Consider the following 19692-nt stretch of genomic DNA (forward strand, 5'->3'; position numbering starts at 1 on the left):
CCCCATGCCAGACCGCCGCCGGCATTGCCGACATGATGGCTCACATAATGGAACGATATTTCACACCCACGCCCGACTGCGAGGTGACCGACCGCCTTGCCGAGGGACTGCTCAAGGCCATCATAGAGGAAGCGACCAAAGCTATGAGCCGACCCGACGACTACGAGGCACGAGCCAATATCATGTGGGCGGGAACACTTGCCCACAACGGCATCTGCGGCACCGGACGCCGCGAGGACTGGACCAGCCACGCCATGGAACACGAGATCTCGGCTGTCTACGGAGTCACCCACGGCGCAGGCCTTGCCGTAGTGTTTCCAGCCTGGATGACATTCATGGCCATGCGCAGCCCCGGCAAAATAGCACAGTTCGGACGCCGTGTGTTTGACGTCAACGACCCCGACGACACCAGCGCCGCCCTTGAAGGCATTGGCCGCCTGAAAGCATTCTACACCTCCATCGGTCTGCCTGTCAGCTTCGCCGCCCTTGGGGTGGAACACCCCGACATAGATCTGCTCGTGGCCAAGCTTCACGAAAACAAGGGCGAGGAGATAGGAGGCTACCTGCGTCTGCGCGCCGACGACACCCGCGAGATCTACACCCTTGCCGACTTCTGATCAGACACCGAAAGGGGTGCGCTGAAGCAGCGAACGCCCGAGCGTAAGCTCGTCGGTGTACTCGATATCGTTGCCCACGGCCATGCCTCTCGCAAGCTGTGTCACCCGCAGTCCGGCCACACCCTCCAGCCTGCGGTAGATATAGAAATCGGTCGTATCTCCCTCCATCGTGGCCGGCAGAGCGAGTATCACCTCCCCGATACCTCCGGCTCTGACCCTCTCCACAAGCGAGTCGATCTCGAGCATATCGGGGCCGATACCGTCGACCGGCGATATGACCCCTCCGAGCACATGATACAGTCCGTTGTACTGCCCCGTGCGCTCCACCGACATCACGTCGCGCACATTCTCCACCACGCACACCGTCGAACGGTCGCGTCCGGCCGACGAGCATATCGGACACACCTCGTCGTCTGATATATTGTGACACACAGAGCAGTAGCGTATGTCGCGACGCAGATCCATTATAGCCTGACCGAGCGCGACAGCCTCCGACACATCGCGCCGCAGCAGATGCAGAGCCAGACGCAGAGCCGTGCGTCGGCCTATCCCCGGCAGACTCGACAGCCGGGCCACAGCCGCTTCAAGCAGCGGCGAAGGATATTCCTGTTCCATACCCGCAAAGGTAGCTATTTATTCCGACACCGCGGGCATAGACCGATTTTTTGTAGTGTGGCGGGAATTTCGTAACTTTGCGTCATCAATATTGAAAGCAGATATCCAGATGGAAATCATACGCACAGTGCGCGGACTGCACAAAGCCGTGGCCGACGCACGCAGCAAAAACAGATCCATAGGACTGGTGCCCACAATGGGCGCTCTCCATGCGGGACACATGTCGCTCGTCGACCGTTCGATGAAAGAGAACGGATTCACCGTGGTCAGCGTGTTTGTCAATCCCACACAGTTCAACAACCCCGACGACCTTCGCACATACCCTCGCACCGAGGAGGCCGACTGCCGTCTGCTCGAAGCCGCCGGCGTCGACGTGGCCTTCATCCCCACAGTCGAAGAGATGTATCCCGAGCCCGACACACGGGTGTTCGACCTCGGCCCCGTCGCACAGGTGATGGAGGGAGCCATGCGTCCCGGTCATTTCAACGGCGTGGCTCAGGTGGTGAGCCGCCTCATGGTCATGGCCTCCCCCGACAGAGCCTATTTCGGAGAGAAAGACTTCCAGCAGATAGCCGTCATACGCCGCATGGTGGAGATCGAAAAACTCCCGGTGGAGATAGTCGACTGCCCGATATGCCGCGAGCCCGACGGACTCGCACTCTCGAGCCGCAACGTCAGGCTCACTCCCGAGCAGCGCGCCATAGCCCCCGAAATACACCGCGCCCTTGAAGCCAGCCTCGCCTATGCGGCCGACGGACACTCGCTCCGCCAGACAGTGGAACATGTCACCGACACCATCAACTCCTTCCCCGGAATGGAGGTGGAATACTACGAGATCGTCGACCCGCTGACCATGCAGCCCCTCGGCGAGTGGCCCTCCGACAAGGCTGAAGCCGTAGGATGCGTCACCGTATGGTGTGGCGACGTCAGACTCATCGACAACATAAAATACACCCTCAGCCACCGGAGCTGAGGCATATCATACCCGCAAGATGACAATCGAAGTATTGAAATCAAAGATCCACAGAGTGAGAGTGACCGAGGCCAATCTCGACTACATCGGATCTATCACCATCGACCGCCAACTGATGGACGCGGCCGGAATAATAGCAGGCGAAAGAGTCTACATCGTCGACAACAACAACGGCGAGCGTTTCGACACCTACGTCATAGAAGGAGAACCCGGATCAGGCACCATATGTCTCAACGGAGCGGCCGCACGCAAGGTGCACCGAGGCGATATAGTCATAATCATGAGCTACGCCGCCATGACTCCCGAAGAGGCACGCACATGGAAGCCCAAGGTGGTATTTCCCGACACCGACACCAACCGACTCATCAACTAACCATAACCCACCCCGTACACTCGCATGTTTGAGAACCTAAGCGAACGACTCGAACGCAGCTTCAAGCTTCTGAAGGGTCAAGGCAAAATCACAGAAATCAACGTAGCGGAAACGCTCAAGGACGTGCGCAGGGCTCTGCTCGACGCCGACGTAAACTATAAGGTAGCCAAACAGTTTACCGACACCGTAAAGACCAAGGCGCTCGGACGCGACGTGCTCAATGCCGTCAAGCCCAACGAGATGATGGTAAAGATCGTCCACGACGAGCTGACCGAACTCATGGGCGGCGAAACCGCACAGATCAACGTGCAGGGACAGCCCGCCGTCATACTCATGTCGGGTCTGCAGGGATCGGGTAAGACCACTTTCTCAGGCAAACTCGCCCGCAAGCTCAAGAGCGAGAAAGCCAAACGCCCGCTGCTCGTGGCCTGCGACGTCTACCGTCCCGCCGCCATCGACCAGCTCAAAGTGCTCGGCGAGCAGATCGAGGTGCCCGTCTACACCGAGGAGGGCAACCGCAACCCCGTGGAGATCGCATCCAACGCCATTCAATATGCCAGACAGAACCACTTTGACCTCGTGATCGTCGACACCGCCGGCCGACTCGCCGTCGACGAGGAGATGATGGACGAGATCGAAGCCATCAAAAAAGCCGTCAAGCCGCAGGAAACACTCTTTGTGGTTGACGCCATGACCGGTCAGGACGCCGTCAACACAGCCAAGGAATTCAACGACCGCCTCGACTTCGACGGAGTGGTGCTCACCAAGCTCGACGGCGACACCCGCGGCGGCGCGGCGCTGTCGATACGCACAGTAGTGACAAAGCCCATCAAATTCGTCGGAACGGGCGAAAAACTCGATGCACTCGACTATTTCCACCCCGCACGAATGGCCGACCGCATACTGGGCATGGGCGACATCGTATCGCTCGTGGAAAAAGCCCAGAAGGCCATCGACGAGAAAGAGGCGCGCGAACTGCAGAAGAAGATAGCCAAAAACCAGTTCAATCTGGAGGACTTCATGGCGCAGATACAGCAGATCAAAAAGATGGGCAACATCAAGGATCTCGCATCGATGATACCCGGAGTGGGCAAGATGATCAAGGACATCGACATCGACGACAACGCCTTCAAGGGCGTGGAGGCCATCATCAGCTCCATGACACGCTATGAGCGCCAGCATCCGGAGATCATCAACGGCAGCCGGCGTCAGCGCATTGCCAAGGGATCAGGCACTACGGTTCAGGAGGTCAACCGCCTGCTCAAGCAGTTTGACGACACCCGCAAGATGATGAAGGCCGCCACGAGCATGAAAAACCCCATGAAGATGATGAGGCAGATGCGCCGGCGCTGAAATCGCACACACCGGCCACACCAACCGAAAGAATATCAACCGACACATACAATAGATGAAACTTATCGACGGAAAGGCGACAGCCGAAGCAATCAAGGCCGAGATAGCGGCCACAGTGGAGCAGATGGTGGCCGAGGGCCGCAAACGACCCCACCTCGCAGCCATACTGGTAGGACACGACGGCGGCTCCGAAACATACGTTGCCAACAAGGTGAAAGCCTGCGAGCGCTGCGGATTCCGCTCCACGCTCATACGCTTTGAGGACACGGTGGAAGAGACCCAGCTCCTCGAAGCTATAGCACGGCTCAACGCCGACGCTGACGTCGACGGATTCATCGTGCAGCTGCCGCTGCCGCGCCATATATCCGAACAGCGCGTCATACAGGCCATAGACTACCGAAAGGATGTCGACGGATTTCATCCCGTCAACGTAGGACGCATGTCGATCGGACTCCCCTGCTTCCTGCCCGCCACACCCGCCGGCATCGTTGAGCTTCTCGGACGTCACGGCATACCCACCAAAGGCGCCGAATGCGTGGTGCTCGGACGCAGCAACATCGTAGGCAAGCCTGTGGCACAGCTGCTCATGCAGAAACACAACCCCGGCGACTGCACCGTCACCGTCTGCCATTCGGCCACACGCGACCTTAAAGAGCACACCCGCCGCGCCGACATTATCATCGCCGCGCTCGGACAGCCAGGTTTCGTCACAGCCGACATGGTAAAACCCGGAGCCGTCATCATCGACGTAGGCACCACACGCGTGCCCGACCCCTCGCGCAAGAGCGGATTCCGACTCTGCGGCGACGTCGACTTCGAAAACGTCGCTCCGATCTGCTCCTGGATCACACCCGTGCCCGGAGGTGTAGGCCCCATGACTATCTGCTCGCTGATGCAGAACACCCTGCTGGCCGCACGCCACGAGATCTACGACTGACCTCCACACCACACCTTCGCTTGACCTATGATCGGGCTGCTCGTATCGCTCGCATGGCTGCTCTGCGCCCCCGAAGAGGCGGAGCTGCTCTTTGTGGGCGACGCCATGATGCACCAGCGGCAGATCGACGCCGCACTGCAGCCCGACGGCACACACAGCTTCGACGCCTGCTTCGACTCCATACGCCGGTGGGTGAGCGAAGCCGACTATGCCGTGGTCAATCTCGAAGCACCGCTCGGCGGAGAGCCATATACGGGCTACCCGATGTTCAGCGCGCCCGACTCCTATGCACAGGCGCTGCGCGACGCCGGATTTGATCTAACACTCACCGCCAACAACCACTGCCTCGACCGGCGCGACCGCGGACTGCAGCGCACCATAGCCGTGCTCGACTCCCTCGCGATGCCGCATATCGGCACCTACAGCCCCGCCTCCGTCCGCGACTCTCTGGCGCTGCATATAGCCGACGTCAACGGATTCCGCATCGGATTTCTCAACTACACCTACGGCACCAACGGCATCCGTCACGGAGCCGCCGTGGCAGTTGACCCTATCGACGTCAGCCTCATCGAAGCCGACATAGCCCGCGCGCGCAGCCGGGGAGTCGAACTCGTGGCCGTTTGCATCCACTGGGGAGTGGAATACCGGATGCTGCCCGAACAGTCGCAGCGCGACACCGGCAGCCGCATACACCGCGCCGGAGCCGATATGGTCATCGGATCGCATCCCCACGTCATACAGCCGGCCGAAATGGCCGCCGACTCAGCCGGACGCCGGCATCTTACCGTCTACTCGCTCGGCAACTTCCTGTCGGCCATGCGCACACCCGACACCCGCGGAGGAGCAGCCGTCAGCGTGACGCTCCGGCGCGACAGGCTCGGACGTCCCTACATCGACCGTGCCGAAAGTCATCTGCTCTTTACCGTCACCCCCTCGCGTCCCGGAGAGCCTTTCAGAGTGGTCAGAGCCGACCGGCCGATCCACGACGACCAGGAGGCCGAAGAGCAAAGGATCGAATTTGCACGACGCGCCCCCGAAATACTCCGTCAACACAATAAAAACGTCAAAGCCCCATGACCGACGACCGCCTGCGGATAGATCTGGAGAGAGTGCTGCGAAGCCGCCTCGGCGACCGGCGTATGCGCTGGATTCCACGGCGGCTGATCGCCTGGCTCGAGCGCCTTATATGCCAGCGGGAGATGAACGAAGTGCTCGACCATGCCGGCCACCTGCGCGGAGCGGAGTTCTGCCACGCAGCCCTCGACCACCTCAGTGTCAGCTACACAACCACAGCAGAGCAGCGTCTGCCCGACACCACACGCGTCATCATAGCCTCCAACCATCCTCTCGGAGGACTCGACGGCATAACACTGATCGACTGGGCGGCCCGCCGCTACGGATGCCAGCCAATAGTGATGGTCAACGACCTGCTCATGGCCATAACTCCCCTTGCAGGAGTATTCCTGCCCATAAACAAACATGGCGCACAGTCGCGCGAAGCATCCGAGGCCGTCGACAGAGCGTTCGCATCCGACCGGCCGGTGATAATGTTTCCCGCCGGACTATGCTCACGCCAGTTGCCCGGCGGCACGATCGCCGACCTCCGCTGGCGTCCGACATTCGTCAACCGCGCCCTGCGCAGCGGACGCACCATAGTGCCCGTCAGATTCTCCGGCATCAACTCTCCCTCATTCTACCGGTTCGCACGGCTGCGCCAGCGATCAGGCCTGAAGCTCAACATTGAGATGGCGCTGCTCCCGCGCGAAGTGTTCCGCCACCGCGGATCGCACTTCGAGATCCGCATCGGACACCCCATCACCCCCGAAAGCATCGCCGGAGGCCGGCCGCAGACCATAGCCGATCAGATCCGGGCCACAGTCTACACTCTCTGACCGCCCTGATCTGGAATAAGGAGCCACGCCATGCGGCGCAGCCCCCTGCAGTATCGTTCGGAAGAAAAAATCGGTTCAATACATCGGCTTGAATCCCTCCGACACCTTCATCATCGAATTCACCTCACCGGCGGCATCGCCAAGCGTGGAAGTATCAAGCTTCCTGACGGGCTGACCGGCACGGAGATCCATCTTGCCGAGATCCACATATACCAGACCCGGATTGGTCACAATGTCGAAATAATACAGCCTGTCGGTCAGATTGGCAAACGACCGCCACTGCGTCGACGATACGTTGGGCTCCGCTTCGACCGTGTACTGATAGGGCACCGACACATTCATCAGGATGCTCCTGATTATCGTCAGACCGATACGGCGGTCGTCGGTACGCTCCACATGATTTGCAAAAAACGTGCCGCGCACAAAACGGTCGGGACTCTTCACTGTGCCCGGAAGCATGTTGGCGCCACCCACCTTTTCCCAGTAATCCTCTATGGCCATCATCTGCGGATAAGGCGGATCATTGGTCATCACCGGCATGTCGGTGCCTTCATACACACGCACATTGCCGTGGTCAAACTCAAGGATCGCGCTCCGTCCCTCGGCGTCGGTGATACCCCAATGGAGCGTAGAGGTCGTGCCTCCGTCAAACGAAGCCCCCGACAGATCGAAATTCTGCTCGCGCAACACCTTCACCACCTCGGGCGTAGTGGCGTTCATGTCGAGAAGCCAGCCGATGAACATGGCCAGAGACATCGGCGGACGTCCGCTGACCGAATCATTGCTGTAGACCGTTCCCTTGCAGAACAGGCCGTTTATCACCAGACCCTTCTCGTTCATTCCCTCGGTGATGCCGCCGTCATAGCCCACGGCATAAACCGCACCGTATTTCGACGTCCACTTCACGGCATTGGGAGCCGGACTCCCCTGCTTGGCCATGCCGCGCGGATACACATACAGATTTGTCGGGATAGGCGTCTTCCAGTCGAGCGAACGGCCCACGATCAGCAGCGTGGAGTCGCCACGGTACAAAACACGTGAACAGGCTTCGGCCTGCGGCGTCGAAGCCACGGCAGCTGCAGCCACAGCGAGCGTCGACAGCATTAGTTTCTTGATATTCATAATATATCCGGAGTTACTTGTTTACCCCATTACAACAATACCGCAGCGCAGGTGGTTCGCCCGCACGCCACGTCATTATTTCATCCTCCGCGCCGGAAACCGTGCCGGATGTTCCGCCGAATGTTTGTTTATCGCATGACTGACGGAGTTTCTCGCGATTTTTTCCTACATTTGCCGCATGAAACTGATAGGAGCACACGTATCTGCCGAAAAGGGCGTAAGCAGCGCCCCGGTCAACGCCGCGGCCATAGGAGCCAACGCATTCGCATTGTTCACCCGCAATCCGTCGCGATGGACATCGCCGGCCATCAAAGAGGCCGAGGCTCAGGCATTCAAAGACAATTGCCTCAGACTCGGATTCACACCCGACGCCATACTGCCCCACGACAGCTATCTGATCAATCTCGGCGCACCCGATCCCGAAAAACTCGAAAAGAGCCGCGAGGCATTTCTCGACGAAATGAAACGCTGCGAACAGCTCGGACTGACAATGCTCAACTTCCATCCAGGAAGCCACCTCAAAGCCATTACGACCGACGACTGCCTCGACCGCATCGCCGACTCCATCAACCTCACCCTCGACCGCACTCAGGGAGTGAAAGCCGTCATAGAAAACACCGCCGGGCAAGGCACCAACCTCGGATTCTCATTCTCACAGCTCGCCAGGATCATCGACCGCGTGACCGACAAGACCCGCATCGGAGTGTGTATCGACACCTGCCACGCCTTCGCCGCAGGCTACGATCTTGCCACCCCCGAAGGCTACGAGGCCACATGGCGGGAATTTGACGACACCGTCGGGCTGGCCTATCTGAGCGCCATGCATATCAACGACTCCAAGCGCGGACTCGGATCGCGCGTCGACCGGCACGAATCGCTCGGACTCGGAGCCATAGGCATCGACTTCTTCAGCCGTCTGATGGCCGATCAGCGGTTTGACGGCATACCGCTGATACTCGAAACACCCGACACATCGCTCTGGTCCGAAGAGATCGCGCGCCTGAAAGCCTTTGCCGGTCAGAGCGAATAAGTGACCCCTACCACTACTCCCGGCCCGACGCCCGACGGAGTCAGAGCCACCCCCGCCGCCACGCCTACACCCCAGCGGCGACGCCGGCCTGTAGCCGGAACAGCCACGACACTGTTCACCACACGATCCTCGCCATAGATGCGCAGACTGTCGAGCCGCGGGCGGTAACCGCTCACCCATGCCTCATAGCGGTCGCCGGCATAACGCACGCTCTCGGCCCGAAGAAGCACGTCGACGCTGTCCGTCAACGCCGCACACGTATCAGTCGCCGCCACACGCACCATTATCGTGTCGGTCACGCGGCGCTCCACCGCCACAGGCCGCTCCACGACAATTGTGTCGCGCACCGTCACCGTGTCACGCACCACCTCGACCGTCCGGCACACGCCCGCGGCACTCTCCTTACACCCCACACTCACTCCGGCCACGAAACCCGCAGCCGCGGCCAAAACCGCCACAAATATACATCTCAGCATTTCCATAACGACTGCAAAATTAACTCCGACACGCATCCATGTCAGCGCGCATTTGTCGCATTGACGCCAAAAAGCTAACTTTGCACCGAAGAAACAACGAATCACTTCTACCACTTATGAGCATCAACATATTGGGCATCGAATCGTCGTGCGACGACACCTCGGCGGCCATCATATCCGACGGCCTCCTGCTCTCCAACGTCATAGCCTCCCAGAGCGTCCATGAGGAATATGGCGGCGTAGTGCCCGAACTGGCCTCGCGCGCCCATCAGCAAAACATCGTTCCGGTGGTCGACGCCGCGCTCCGCCGGGCATCGCTCCGCCCCTCCGACCTCTCGGCCATCGCGTTCACCCGCGGCCCCGGGCTGCTCGGATCGCTCCTCGTCGGCACATCGTTCGCCAAAGGGATGTCGCTCGGACTCCGCATACCGATCATCGACGTGAACCATCTCCACGCCCACGTGCTGTCACACTTCATCCGCAACAATCCCGACGACCGCGTCCCGCAGTTCCCCTATCTGTGCCTGCTCGTATCGGGTGGCAACAGCCAGATAATACTCGTCCGTTCACACTCCGACATGGAGATACTCGGACAGACCATCGACGACGCCGCCGGAGAGGCATTCGACAAGTGCGCCAAAGTGATGGGACTCCCCTATCCAGGAGGCCCCCACATCGACCGGCTCGCGGCGCAGGGCGATCCCCTGCGTTTCCGGTTCGCCCGACCACACATCGCCGGACTCGACTACAGTTTCAGCGGACTGAAGACATCGTTTCTCTACACACTCCGCTACGCCCTCGCCGGCGACCCCGGATTCATCGAGGCCAACAAGGCCGACCTGGCCGCATCGCTCCAGCACACCATCATAGAGATACTCATCGACAAGCTACGCAAAGCCATCCGGCAGACACGCGTGGCCACCGTGGCCATCGGCGGAGGCGTCTCGGCCAATTCGGGAGTGCGCGAGGCCGTCGCGCAGCTCTGCCGCGAAGAGGGAGTAGAAGCCTTCATACCGCAGCGCGCCTTCACCACCGACAACGCCGCCATGGTAGCCATAGCCGGACATTTCAAGTATCTCGACAAGGATTTCTGCTCCTACTCCGAAGCCCCGTTCGCACGCGTCACCGTCTGACACCATCACATATCACACGCCTGAAAGTCGGAAACATCAACCACACAGCAATGAAAACTACCATTATCGTTATCGGCGACGAACTTCTCATCGGACAGGTCACCGACACCAACAGCGGCATGATTGCCCGGCTCATGGCTCCCCACGGATGGGAAGTGGAGCAGGTGATGACAGTGGCCGACGACCGCGAAGCCATTCGCGAAGCTGTCGGCCGTGCACTCGACTCCACACCGGTGGTACTCACCACCGGCGGACTCGGACCAACCAAAGACGACATCACCAAAGCCGTGCTCACCGACATTTTCGGCGGAGAACTGCGCGAGGATCCCGACGTGCTGGCCAATGTGCGTGAAGTAGTGGAACGCCGCGGACTGAAACTCAACGATCTCACAGCAGCACAGGCCATCGTGCCCACATCATGCCGCGTGATCCAGAACCGCGTCGGCACAGCCCCCCTGATGTGGTTTGAACGCACCGACGGCCATATACTCGTGGCGATGCCCGGAGTGCCGTTTGAAACCCGCGAGATGTTCTCGTCGGCAGTAATGCCGATGCTCCTTCAGCGATTCCCCTCGCCCGACCATATCGAACACCGCACCCTCGTCTTGGCCGACATTTCGGAATCGGCGCTGGCCACACGCCTCGCCCCCTGGGAGAGCGCGCTTCCGCCCTACGCCCATCTGGCATATCTTCCCAAGCCCGGAGTGGTCAGGCTGCGTATCGACGGACGCCACACCGATGCCGGATTTCTGAAAAAGGAGATCGACCGCCTTGCCGACGAACTCGCCCTACTTGCTGCCGGCAACCTTATGTGTCGCGGCGACATCACTCCCGCACGATGCCTGCTCGACATGCTTGTCGAACGCCATCTGACTGTAGGCACCGCCGAAAGCTGCACAGGAGGCAACATTGCCCACACGATCACTGCCGAGCCGGGCAGCTCCGCAGCCATGCTCGGAGGAGTCGTGTCATACTCCAACGACGTGAAACGGCGTCTGCTCGAAGTCAGCGAGGCATCGCTCGAAGCCCACGGCGCAGTAAGCATCCCCGTAGTCAAAGAGATGGCTTCGGGCGCACGCAAAGCTCTCGGATGCGACATCGCTCTGGCCACAAGCGGCATTGCCGGCCCCGGCGGGGCTGTGCCAGGAAAACCGGTCGGAACCGTCTGCATCGCCGTAGCCACCCCCTGGGGACTATGGGCCGACACATTCCATTTTCCCGGCAACCGCGAGCGCGTCATCGACCGCGCCACCACCACCGCCATAATCCGCGCCATCCGCGAGCTCCAGTCCCATCCCTGACTCCACCCCTTTTTATCGCATCGTAAGCAGCAGCCTTAACACCCGTCGGCAACCTCTATAAGCCTGCGGGACGAATCCTTGCAACCACTTTTTTGTGTAAAAAACACGACACCACACTTCTTTAACTTCTTTTCGCTTTGTTTTTCTGATTTTATATTAATACATTTGCAAACGTCCGTTAACAATCAAGAAAAACCAACCGATCATGAAAACCAATATCCTCGTGGCCTTATCCACCGCCACCCTGCTGTTTTCTTGCAATGACAGCATCTCCGAGCCGCCCCCTACCGTAGAAGAACCGTCTCGTACACCAATCACCACGATCGTCCCTGACACGTCATCCATAGTCACGGAAGCCAAGGCTATGCAGATTGCCCTGACCCAACTCGCTCCGCAGGGTTCTCGAGCTGCCGAAACAGAGATCAAATCCGTCGAAAGTCTGACCGACAGTCTAGGAATCGCACAGATGTATATCGTCAACTTTGCCAATAACCGGGGCTTTGTCATAGTGTCAGCATCAAAGGACTATCTCCCGGTTATCGCAGAAAGCGACCACGGCAATTTCGACATCAACAACATCTCGCCCGACCATCCGGTAAACATCTGGATCGCAGAGCAGAAATTCAAGATCAGCCATGCCGATTCATTCGACCCCGAGGTGAAAGCATCGATTGCATCGCTATGGACCTCCCTTGACACGGATAAGAAAGAGCTCATATCGGATTCGAGAAGCGGAGCGCCCGACAAGCCGCAGGTCTATTACGACAGCCTTGCCCGATGGTCAATGGATTCCAATCTCACGGTATATCTCTACGAAGATTATATGAGAACTTCGGAATATGCCAACCTATCGCCAATGATCAAGAGCGAAATCCAGTCGCAGCTGCTGCAATGGGGAAACGCAAACTACGGATCCATAGAAAGCTCCACCATCGTTCTGCGCAGAGAAATAAGCCAGTATACTCGGACACAATTACTAACGACAAAATGGCATCAGGATATTCCTTTCAACATGTATGTACCAAACGCATGGCCTTTGGGCTGTTCAACAATAGCTGTCGGCCAAATCATGTATTTTCACAAGTATCCGTCATCCTTCAACTGGAATGAGATTCAGGATAACGGCTTTTGTGATGCTACCGAAAGATTCCTGTATCATTTAGGCGACAACATGGGAGCAGTCTTTTCCCCTAATGGAACTCCCTGCGACAACCTCGATGCAAAGGCATATCTTGAAAGGAATGGATATAAAGTGACATATCAGAATTACGACACGGAAGGCGTCCTCAAGGAAGTGTCAAAAAGATTTCCTGTATTTATTTGCGGACAAGACTACACTGCGAATAAAGCACACGCCTGGGTATGTGACGGATATGAGCGTGGACAGAACGGATATGAAATCCGTGTCATGACGATTGACTATCGTCCGGAAGCCTCTATCATTCCAGATCTTATGATCGAAGCATACAAGAAATACACTCAAACATCATACACACCTTTACGTTTCCACTACAACTGGGGAGCTAAGGGGTTATATGACGCATATTTCGACGATACCAATATAAAGATAAATTTAGACAATGGAGAAAGCCGTAACTATAAAGACCACCGAGTCACATTGTACATCCGGCCTCTATAAACGATTTCAAATCCATAAGAACGCGCAATGAAAAGAATCATAACTTTAACTGTAATTGTCGTCTGCACCCTCTGCCAAATTAAGGCTATCGACTTCGGCGACGACCGTGGCATTACGGCCTCTGCATTTTTCGGCTGCAGCCATTATCATAAAAAGATCACTTACGGTGGATATTGGGAAAGTGACGATTACCATCCTGTAATCACACCCCGGATAGGATATCGTTTCAATTCCGCCTGGGAAGCTGGCCTGCTGTATCGCTATGAAGGGCAAAACGATGAGAACGAGCATTATTCCGGCATAGGCGTATATGGCGAATGGAGCTTTTTGAGGTTTCCACGAGGATTCCGTTTAATCGCGGAAGCTCATATACTATACAACTTTTTTGAAGGGGATAAAGATAACGGTTGGCACGGCTCAAGCAATATGACAGAAGCAGGAGTGACGCCGTGCTTCGCATACCGTATTCCAAAGAGTCCTGTAGATATTAAACTGCGTTATCTCTTTCTTGGCTTCAACGATTCGCACCGTTTTTACAAAGGAGAAGCGCCGGGATGCCTCGGCCGAGGCGACTGGATTATCGACGCATCGCTCCGCCGCCTAGAAATAGGCGCATCGCTCACATTCTGATCTCCGACCGGCCGCACCCACCCGCTCCCATCTGCCCATCATAACACAAGGCCCTGCGTCACTGACCTATTCATGGACGCAGGGCCTTTGTTATGCTTTATGCCGGTGGATCACTCGCCGGGGACTGCCGGATAGAGTGTGTCCCACCATTCCGGATCGTCCTGAAGCCAGCGGGCAAACCATGCGAAGATAGTATCCTGCCAGCGGCGGCGCTTGTCGTAGTCGAGTATGTGATGATCCTGATCCTTGACTGCCACGAAAGCCGTAGGACGGCCAAGAAGTTTGAGCGCCGTAAACATCTGTATGCTCTCTCCGACAGGCACATTCACATCCTTGTCGCCGTGGAGGAAAAGCAGCGGAGTGTGGATCTTGTCGGCTCTGAAAAGAGGGCTTTGGTCGACATACAGATCCTTGCGCGTCCACGGATACGAACCTCCCATCGACACCTCGCTGTAGGAGTAGCCCCAGTAGCCTTCACCCCAGTAGCTCGTGTGGTCGCTGATGCCCGCGTGGGATATCGCCGCGGCGAAAATGTCGGTGACGGTCTGCAGATACTGCGTCATGAAGCCGCCGTAGGAAGCACCGATACAGCCGATTTTCGACGAATCGACCCACGGATGCTCGCCGCAGAACTTCTTCGTGCCCTCGATAATATCCTCGGCCACACCCTGACCGGCGGTATTCACATGGCGCGACGAAAACTCCTGACCGAAGCCGGCCGCTCCGCTCGGATTGAGCACATAGACCACGTAGCCGAGCTGAGTGTAGGCATTATGGGGATAACGGCTCTCGAAATCGCGTCCCGTAGGCGAGCAACCGCCGTAATAGTTGACGATCATCGGGTATTTGCGCGACGGATCGAACGACGGGGGCAGATAGTAGCGGCCATGAATGCTGTCGCCGCGCGAGTTCACGAAACTCCAGGGGTGGAATTCGCCAAGCTCCACGTCGGCAAGCCGCTCGGCCATAGGCTCGTCGAGCAGCGAGGCCGCATCCTTGCGGAGATCCAGACGGTAAAGACGGTCGGGATTCTGCGCCCCATGCCCCGTAAACGCAGCCATAGCACCCTTTGCCGGAACAGAGAATGATCCGATCATCTCCTCAGGAAGCGCTATCATCGCTATCCGTCCCGACTTCGGATCCATGCGGTAGAGGCTCTTCATGTCGCGGTTTTCGGCGGTGAAATACACCTTGCCGTCGGCACGGCTCCACTCCACGCTCTCCACGCTCGGGTCAAAATCGCGTGTCATTGCCCGGAAACTGCGGTCGCCACGCGAATATACATAGAGCTGATTGTCTACCATAGAAGGCACACGCCCCTGCGGCACACAGTTGCCTATGCCGCCGAGTGCCTCCGGCGAACCGGTGATCGCCACCTGCGAGGCGTCGGGCGAGAATATGGCCGTGCCGATAAATCCGTCGTCGGCCACTATGGTGTCAAGGCTCATGTCGTCGAGATTCAGTATGGCTATGGTCGACACCGTGGTAGGACGCTTCTCCAGCCGGCTGCGCGACAGGCGCACGAGCAGTTCGCGCGAATCGCCGCTTATGTCGAGAAGCTGGGCGGCGGTATGTCCGAAAGTCAGCGGACGCATTATTCCTGTGGCGAGATCGTAGGCCGCAAGCTGATGGCGTGTGCGCCAGCCGGGCTGACGGTCCTCAGGCTCCGAGATGCGATACACGTCGGGATTCTCCTTATGCCCCTCTTCGGCCACGTAAAAGATCAGTGTGCGCTCGTCGGGAGCGATCGTGAAATAACCCTGAGGCAGACCGGTGGCCAGTATGCTCTCCTCGCCCGATGCGGCGTCGACGGCACGCAGTTCGCGCCCAGTCGTTCCCTCGGCCGTATAGTAATATCGGTCGGTGACCGGCATCCACGCCACGTCGGCGCGCTCGCGCCGGCCGCGCACGAAACCCTTCGGACCGGAGAGCAGCGAATAACGCTCCACCGTACCGTCGGGACGCGCCTCCTCATATCTGGACAGAAGATACTGCCCCGACGGAGCCACACTGACCGACCTCACACGACGGCCGCTCAGCACATCCTCCAAAGTGTACATGCGCTTGCCGTCGTTTCTGACGCTGAAGCGCTCGGGTGTGGCCGTGACATAGCCCACTTTAGGCACTCCGGCCGTATCGCCCGGCACACGCAGCCATGCAAGCTCCACCCGATGGGTGGCGGGCGACAGCTGCAGCTCCTCGCCGGCGGCTGTTTTGCGGCCGTCCACGGTGAGCAGATAGCGGTCGGCGCCCTCCACGGTCAGACGCACCTTGCCGAACGACCGGTTTTCGAGCCGGAAAGAGAGCGCCCCCACCTCGGCTTTCGACGCATCTCTTGCCGGAGCGTCCACGACCGGAGCCATAGCATCGAGCCGCGGCATGCTCCTGAGGAGCGATCCCGCATCAAAACTCTTGGCGCTGACATCGGTCGAATCGACCATAACCGGCATAGCCACCGCCGTCGGGACATAATACACCGGTGTCTCCACTGCGACTGTGTCGGGGACGGCAGCAGCGGCGGCAACAGCCGACGACCCCACAGCGACGGCCAACGCCGCCGCGATAAATATCGGTTTTTCCATTATCATGACTGGTTTACATTTCAATCCTCAAAGTTACATAAAAAAGAGCAAGCAGCCGCATAAATGGACTGCCGGCTCATAAATTTTCACTACCTTTGTGAAAACAACTAATCTACCTGATAAATCCACATGAAAAAAGCAGTATTACTCGGGCTGGCTTTCGCCGCGACACTCGGAGCCGGAGCGCAGACCTTCACCGAATGGCACGACCAGAAGGTCAACGAAGTGAACCGCGCACCGATGCACAGCGCCTACTTCGCCTACGAGAGCAAGAAAGCCGCAGAGGCGGGAGTCAAGGAAAACTCATCCAACTTCATGACCCTCAACGGGCCGTGGAAATTCAACTGGGTAAAGGACTACACGTCGCGCCCCACCGACTTCTTCACCAAAAACTTCAACGACAAGGGATGGGACACCCTCGAAGTTCCGGCCATATGGGAACTTAACGGCTACGGTGATCCGCTGTATATCAACCCCGGATACCCGTGGAACTACCAGTTTGAGAGCGATCCACCGAAGGTGCCCACAGAAAACAACCACGTAGGATCATACCGCCGCACATTCGTCATACCCGCCGACTGGAAAGGCAAAGACATCATAGCACATTTCGGAGCCGTTTCGTCCAACATGTATCTTTGGGTCAACGGCCGATATGTCGGCTACGGAGAGGACTCGAAGCTTGAACAGGAATTCGACCTCACCCCCTATCTCGTGCCCGGCAAAGAGAATCTCATCGCCTTTCAGGTGATGAGATGGAGCGACGGCACATATTTCGAGGACCAGGACTTCATGCGCTACAGCGGAGTCGGACGCGACTGCTATCTCTATGCCCGCGACAAAAACCGAGTGGAAGACATCCGCGTGGTGCCCGACCTCGTCAACGACTATCGCGACGGACGCCTGACTGTCGACATCAAGCTCAAGGGCAACGGCACCACCGACCTGCGGCTCTACGATCCGCAGGGCAAGGAAGTGACGCATACCACCGTCAAAGGCAGCGGCAAAGCCGTGATGGAAGTGGCTGCGCCCGAAAAATGGACAGCCGAAACACCAAGCCTCTACCGGCTTGAAGCCACTCTGGCCGGCGGACACGAAACCATACCCGTGGCTGTAGGCTTCCGCAAGATCGAGCTCAAAGGCGATCAGGTGCTCGTCAACGGCAAGCCTGTGCTCTTCAAGGGCGCCGACCGTCACGAACTCGATCCCGACGGCGGATACTACGTGAGCCGCGAGCGCATGCTTCAGGACATCAAGATCATGAAGGAACTCAACCTCAACGCCGTGCGCACATGCCACTACCCCGACGCTAACGAATGGTATGACCTCTGCGACCGCTACGGCATCTACGTGGTGGCCGAGGCCAACATCGAGAGCCACGGCATGGGCTACGGCGAAAAATCACTCGCCAAATTCCCCGAGTTCGAAAAACCCCACATTGAGCGCAACGAGCGCAACGTGGCACGCAACTACAACCACCCCAGCATCATCTTCTGGAGCCTCGGCAACGAGGCCGGCGACGGAGTGAACTTCGTCACCGCCTACAAAGCCGTCAAGGCCATGGACCAGAGCCGCCCGGTGCAGTACGAGCGTGCCGGATATTCCGACCACACCGACATCTACTGCCCCATGTATGTCAGCCCCAAAGGCATGGAGGACTACGGCAAACGCACCGACCGCACCAAACCGATGATACAGTGTGAGTATGCCCACGCGATGGGCAACTCCGAAGGCGGCTTCAAGGAATACTGGGACGTGATCCGCAAATACCCCAACCTGCAGGGCGGTTTCATCTGGGACTTCGTCGACCAGTCTCCCAGATGGAAAGGCAAGTCGGGCAAAGAGATATTCGCCTATGCCGGCGACTTCAACGAATATGACCCGCGCCACGACTACAACTTCTGCAATAACGGCCTTGTCAACCCCGACCGCCGCCTCAATCCCCACGCACACGAGGCAAAACGCGTCATGCAGAACGTATGGCTCACGCCGGTGGAAGGCACCGAAGGACAGTTTGATCTCTATAACGAATACTTCTTCAGCGACCTCGGCAACCGTGTGCTCGAATGGACGCTGCTCCACGACGGTCAGCCCGTGAGATCAGGCGTGATCGACAACCTCAAGGCCGCTCCGCAGCAGCACGCCCGCATCACTATCCCCTACGGAAAGGTGACTGATCAGGGCGAATGGCTTCTCAACACAGCGGTCAAGACCAAGGACAGTGAAGGCATCATCGACGCAGGCACAGTGCTCGACCGCCAGCAGACCGTCATCAGACCCTACGAGGCTCCCGAGCTGACCATAGCCAACCGCACACTGGCCAACACACCTGTCACACAGCCTACGATCAAGGACAATCTCCGCACAGTGATCGTGGTCGAGGCGCCCGGAGTGCGCATCGATTTCAACCGGCAGACCGGCTTCATGACACGCTACGATGTCGACGGCACGGAAATGATACTCGACGGCTCGTGCCTCAAGCCCAACTTCTGGCGCGCACCGACCGACAATGATTTCGGAGCAAACCTCCAGAACCGCTACCGCGCATGGCTCAACCCCGAAATGAAGCTCAAGAGCCTCACCGCCGACAAGAATTCCGACGGACTCGCCGTCATAAAGGCTCTCTACGACATGCCCTCAGTACAGTCCACTCTCGAGATGACCTATACAGTCAACAACGAGGGAGCAGTGCTTGTCAACGAACACCTGACTGCCACACCCGGCGCCAAGGTCAGCGACCTCTTCCGGTTCGGAATGCAGATGCAGATGCCGGAGAATTTCGACCACATCGTCTATTACGGCCGCGGACCGATAGAGAACTATATCGACCGCACACAGGCCGCCGACCTCGGAGTGTATGACCAGACCGTCGACGAACAGTTCTACCCCTACATCCGTCCGCAGGAGACAGGCACCAAGACCGACATCCGCTACTGGAAGCAGGTCAACCATGCCGGACGCGGACTCGAATTCCAGGCAGCGGAACCCTTCTCGGCATCGGCTCTCCATTACACCGTTGAAT

At 58.2% G+C, this 19692-nt stretch carries 16 protein-coding genes and 1 pseudogene; 13 read left to right on the top strand and 4 right to left on the bottom strand.

The window, feature by feature from the left end; all coding sequences use genetic code 11:
• Positions 1-617, top strand: a pseudogene (locus tag C5O24_RS03735) (iron-containing alcohol dehydrogenase); the annotation flags it as partial.
• On the opposite strand, the gene recR reads toward C5O24_RS03735, so the two are convergent.
• Positions 618-1232 (bottom strand): recombination mediator RecR, encoded by a 615-nt coding sequence (recR, locus tag C5O24_RS03740; RefSeq protein WP_107681476.1) that lies wholly within the window; start codon positions 1230-1232, stop codon positions 618-620.
• Between the two features lie 109 nt (positions 1233-1341).
• Here recR and panC point away from each other — a divergent pair, with 109 nt between their 5' ends.
• The 6 genes from panC to glsA are packed head-to-tail and all read left to right on the top strand — an operon-like array spanning position 1342 to position 6760.
• Positions 1342-2205, top strand: coding sequence for a pantoate--beta-alanine ligase (gene panC / locus C5O24_RS03745; protein ID WP_107035627.1), 864 nt, complete (start codon positions 1342-1344; stop codon positions 2203-2205).
• Positions 2206-2224: 19 nt separating this feature from the next.
• A complete protein-coding gene (panD, locus tag C5O24_RS03750; protein WP_107035628.1) occupies positions 2225-2578 on the top strand; it encodes an aspartate 1-decarboxylase in 354 nt (117 codons plus the stop codon).
• A gap of 24 nt (positions 2579-2602) precedes the next feature.
• Entirely contained in the window at positions 2603-3931 is a 1329-nt protein-coding gene (ffh, locus tag C5O24_RS03755; protein ID WP_107035629.1) for a signal recognition particle protein, read from the top strand.
• 55 nt (positions 3932-3986) lie between these two features.
• On the top strand, positions 3987-4868 hold the full coding sequence (gene folD / locus C5O24_RS03760) for a bifunctional methylenetetrahydrofolate dehydrogenase/methenyltetrahydrofolate cyclohydrolase FolD (protein ID WP_107035630.1): 882 nt from the start codon (positions 3987-3989) through the stop codon (positions 4866-4868).
• A 27-nt stretch (positions 4869-4895) separates the two neighbouring features.
• Positions 4896-5945, top strand: coding sequence for a CapA family protein (locus C5O24_RS03765; RefSeq protein ID WP_107681477.1), 1050 nt, complete (start codon positions 4896-4898; stop codon positions 5943-5945).
• Positions 5942-6760, top strand: coding sequence for a 1-acyl-sn-glycerol-3-phosphate acyltransferase (gene glsA, locus C5O24_RS03770; protein ID WP_107035632.1), 819 nt, complete (start codon positions 5942-5944; stop codon positions 6758-6760). Before C5O24_RS03765 ends, glsA begins: the two co-directional genes overlap by 4 nt.
• 75 nt (positions 6761-6835) lie before the next feature.
• Here the strand turns inward: glsA and C5O24_RS03775 are convergent, their stop codons facing one another.
• Positions 6836-7882, bottom strand: a complete 1047-nt coding sequence (locus C5O24_RS03775) for a linear amide C-N hydrolase (RefSeq protein ID WP_107035633.1) — start codon at positions 7880-7882, stop codon at positions 6836-6838.
• 178 nt (positions 7883-8060) lie between these two features.
• Here C5O24_RS03775 and nfo point away from each other — a divergent pair, with 178 nt between their 5' ends.
• Complete coding sequence (gene nfo, locus C5O24_RS03780) at positions 8061-8912, top strand: deoxyribonuclease IV (RefSeq protein ID WP_107035634.1); 852 nt, start codon at positions 8061-8063, stop codon at positions 8910-8912.
• Here the strand turns inward: nfo and C5O24_RS03785 are convergent.
• Positions 8900-9394: a DUF6808 domain-containing protein gene (locus C5O24_RS03785; protein ID WP_107035635.1), complete on the bottom strand. Its 495-nt coding sequence runs from the start codon at positions 9392-9394 to the stop codon at positions 8900-8902. The two genes, nfo and C5O24_RS03785, sit on opposite strands and share 13 nt — an antisense overlap.
• Positions 9395-9504: 110 nt before the next feature.
• Between C5O24_RS03785 and tsaD the strand changes: the two genes are divergently transcribed.
• The 4 genes from tsaD to C5O24_RS13760 all read left to right on the top strand — a co-directional run bounded on the left by tsaD (position 9505) and on the right by C5O24_RS13760 (position 14091).
• Positions 9505-10521: a tRNA (adenosine(37)-N6)-threonylcarbamoyltransferase complex transferase subunit TsaD gene (gene tsaD, locus C5O24_RS03790; RefSeq protein ID WP_107035636.1), complete on the top strand. Its 1017-nt coding sequence runs from the start codon at positions 9505-9507 to the stop codon at positions 10519-10521.
• Between the two features lie 50 nt (positions 10522-10571).
• Complete coding sequence (locus C5O24_RS03795; RefSeq protein ID WP_107035637.1) at positions 10572-11822, top strand: CinA family nicotinamide mononucleotide deamidase-related protein; 1251 nt, start codon at positions 10572-10574, stop codon at positions 11820-11822.
• Between the two features lie 205 nt (positions 11823-12027).
• Positions 12028-13461 (top strand): C10 family peptidase, encoded by a 1434-nt coding sequence (locus C5O24_RS03800; RefSeq protein WP_107035638.1) that lies wholly within the window; start codon positions 12028-12030, stop codon positions 13459-13461.
• 27 nt (positions 13462-13488) lie between these two features.
• Positions 13489-14091, top strand: coding sequence for a hypothetical protein (locus C5O24_RS13760; RefSeq protein ID WP_107035639.1), 603 nt, complete (start codon positions 13489-13491; stop codon positions 14089-14091).
• Between the two features lie 110 nt (positions 14092-14201).
• Here the strand turns inward: C5O24_RS13760 and C5O24_RS03815 are convergent, their stop codons facing one another.
• The gene (locus C5O24_RS03815; protein WP_107035679.1) at positions 14202-16673 is read right to left on the bottom strand and encodes a S9 family peptidase; all 2472 of its coding nucleotides are present in this window, start codon (positions 16671-16673) and stop codon (positions 14202-14204) included.
• Positions 16674-16802: 129 nt separating this feature from the next.
• On the opposite strand from C5O24_RS03815, the gene C5O24_RS03820 reads away from it, so the two are divergent.
• A partial coding sequence (locus tag C5O24_RS03820; RefSeq protein WP_107681480.1) for a glycoside hydrolase family 2 TIM barrel-domain containing protein occupies positions 16803-19692 on the top strand: 2890 nt, incomplete at its 3' end.

The organism is Paramuribaculum intestinale, assembly GCF_003024925.1.
Lineage (GTDB): Bacteria > Bacteroidota > Bacteroidia > Bacteroidales > Muribaculaceae > Paramuribaculum > Paramuribaculum intestinale.

What these genes read in the sequence shown, in the direction of transcription:
- recR (WP_107681476.1), bottom strand. Translation starts at nt 1,232, where the DNA reads ATGGAACAGGAATATCCTTCGCCGCTGCTTGAAGCGGCTGTGGCCCGG.
- panC (WP_107035627.1), top strand. Translation starts at nt 1,342, where the DNA reads ATGGAAATCATACGCACAGTGCGCGGACTGCACAAAGCCGTGGCCGAC.
- panD (WP_107035628.1), top strand. Translation starts at nt 2,225, where the DNA reads ATGACAATCGAAGTATTGAAATCAAAGATCCACAGAGTGAGAGTGACC.
- ffh (WP_107035629.1), top strand. Translation starts at nt 2,603, where the DNA reads ATGTTTGAGAACCTAAGCGAACGACTCGAACGCAGCTTCAAGCTTCTG.
- folD (WP_107035630.1), top strand. Translation starts at nt 3,987, where the DNA reads ATGAAACTTATCGACGGAAAGGCGACAGCCGAAGCAATCAAGGCCGAG.
- C5O24_RS03765 (WP_107681477.1), top strand. Translation starts at nt 4,896, where the DNA reads ATGATCGGGCTGCTCGTATCGCTCGCATGGCTGCTCTGCGCCCCCGAA.
- glsA (WP_107035632.1), top strand. Translation starts at nt 5,942, where the DNA reads ATGACCGACGACCGCCTGCGGATAGATCTGGAGAGAGTGCTGCGAAGC.
- C5O24_RS03775 (WP_107035633.1), bottom strand. Translation starts at nt 7,882, where the DNA reads ATGAATATCAAGAAACTAATGCTGTCGACGCTCGCTGTGGCTGCAGCT.
- nfo (WP_107035634.1), top strand. Translation starts at nt 8,061, where the DNA reads ATGAAACTGATAGGAGCACACGTATCTGCCGAAAAGGGCGTAAGCAGC.
- C5O24_RS03785 (WP_107035635.1), bottom strand. Translation starts at nt 9,394, where the DNA reads ATGGAAATGCTGAGATGTATATTTGTGGCGGTTTTGGCCGCGGCTGCG.
- tsaD (WP_107035636.1), top strand. Translation starts at nt 9,505, where the DNA reads ATGAGCATCAACATATTGGGCATCGAATCGTCGTGCGACGACACCTCG.
- C5O24_RS03795 (WP_107035637.1), top strand. Translation starts at nt 10,572, where the DNA reads ATGAAAACTACCATTATCGTTATCGGCGACGAACTTCTCATCGGACAG.
- C5O24_RS03800 (WP_107035638.1), top strand. Translation starts at nt 12,028, where the DNA reads ATGAAAACCAATATCCTCGTGGCCTTATCCACCGCCACCCTGCTGTTT.
- C5O24_RS13760 (WP_107035639.1), top strand. Translation starts at nt 13,489, where the DNA reads ATGAAAAGAATCATAACTTTAACTGTAATTGTCGTCTGCACCCTCTGC.
- C5O24_RS03815 (WP_107035679.1), bottom strand. Translation starts at nt 16,673, where the DNA reads ATGGAAAAACCGATATTTATCGCGGCGGCGTTGGCCGTCGCTGTGGGG.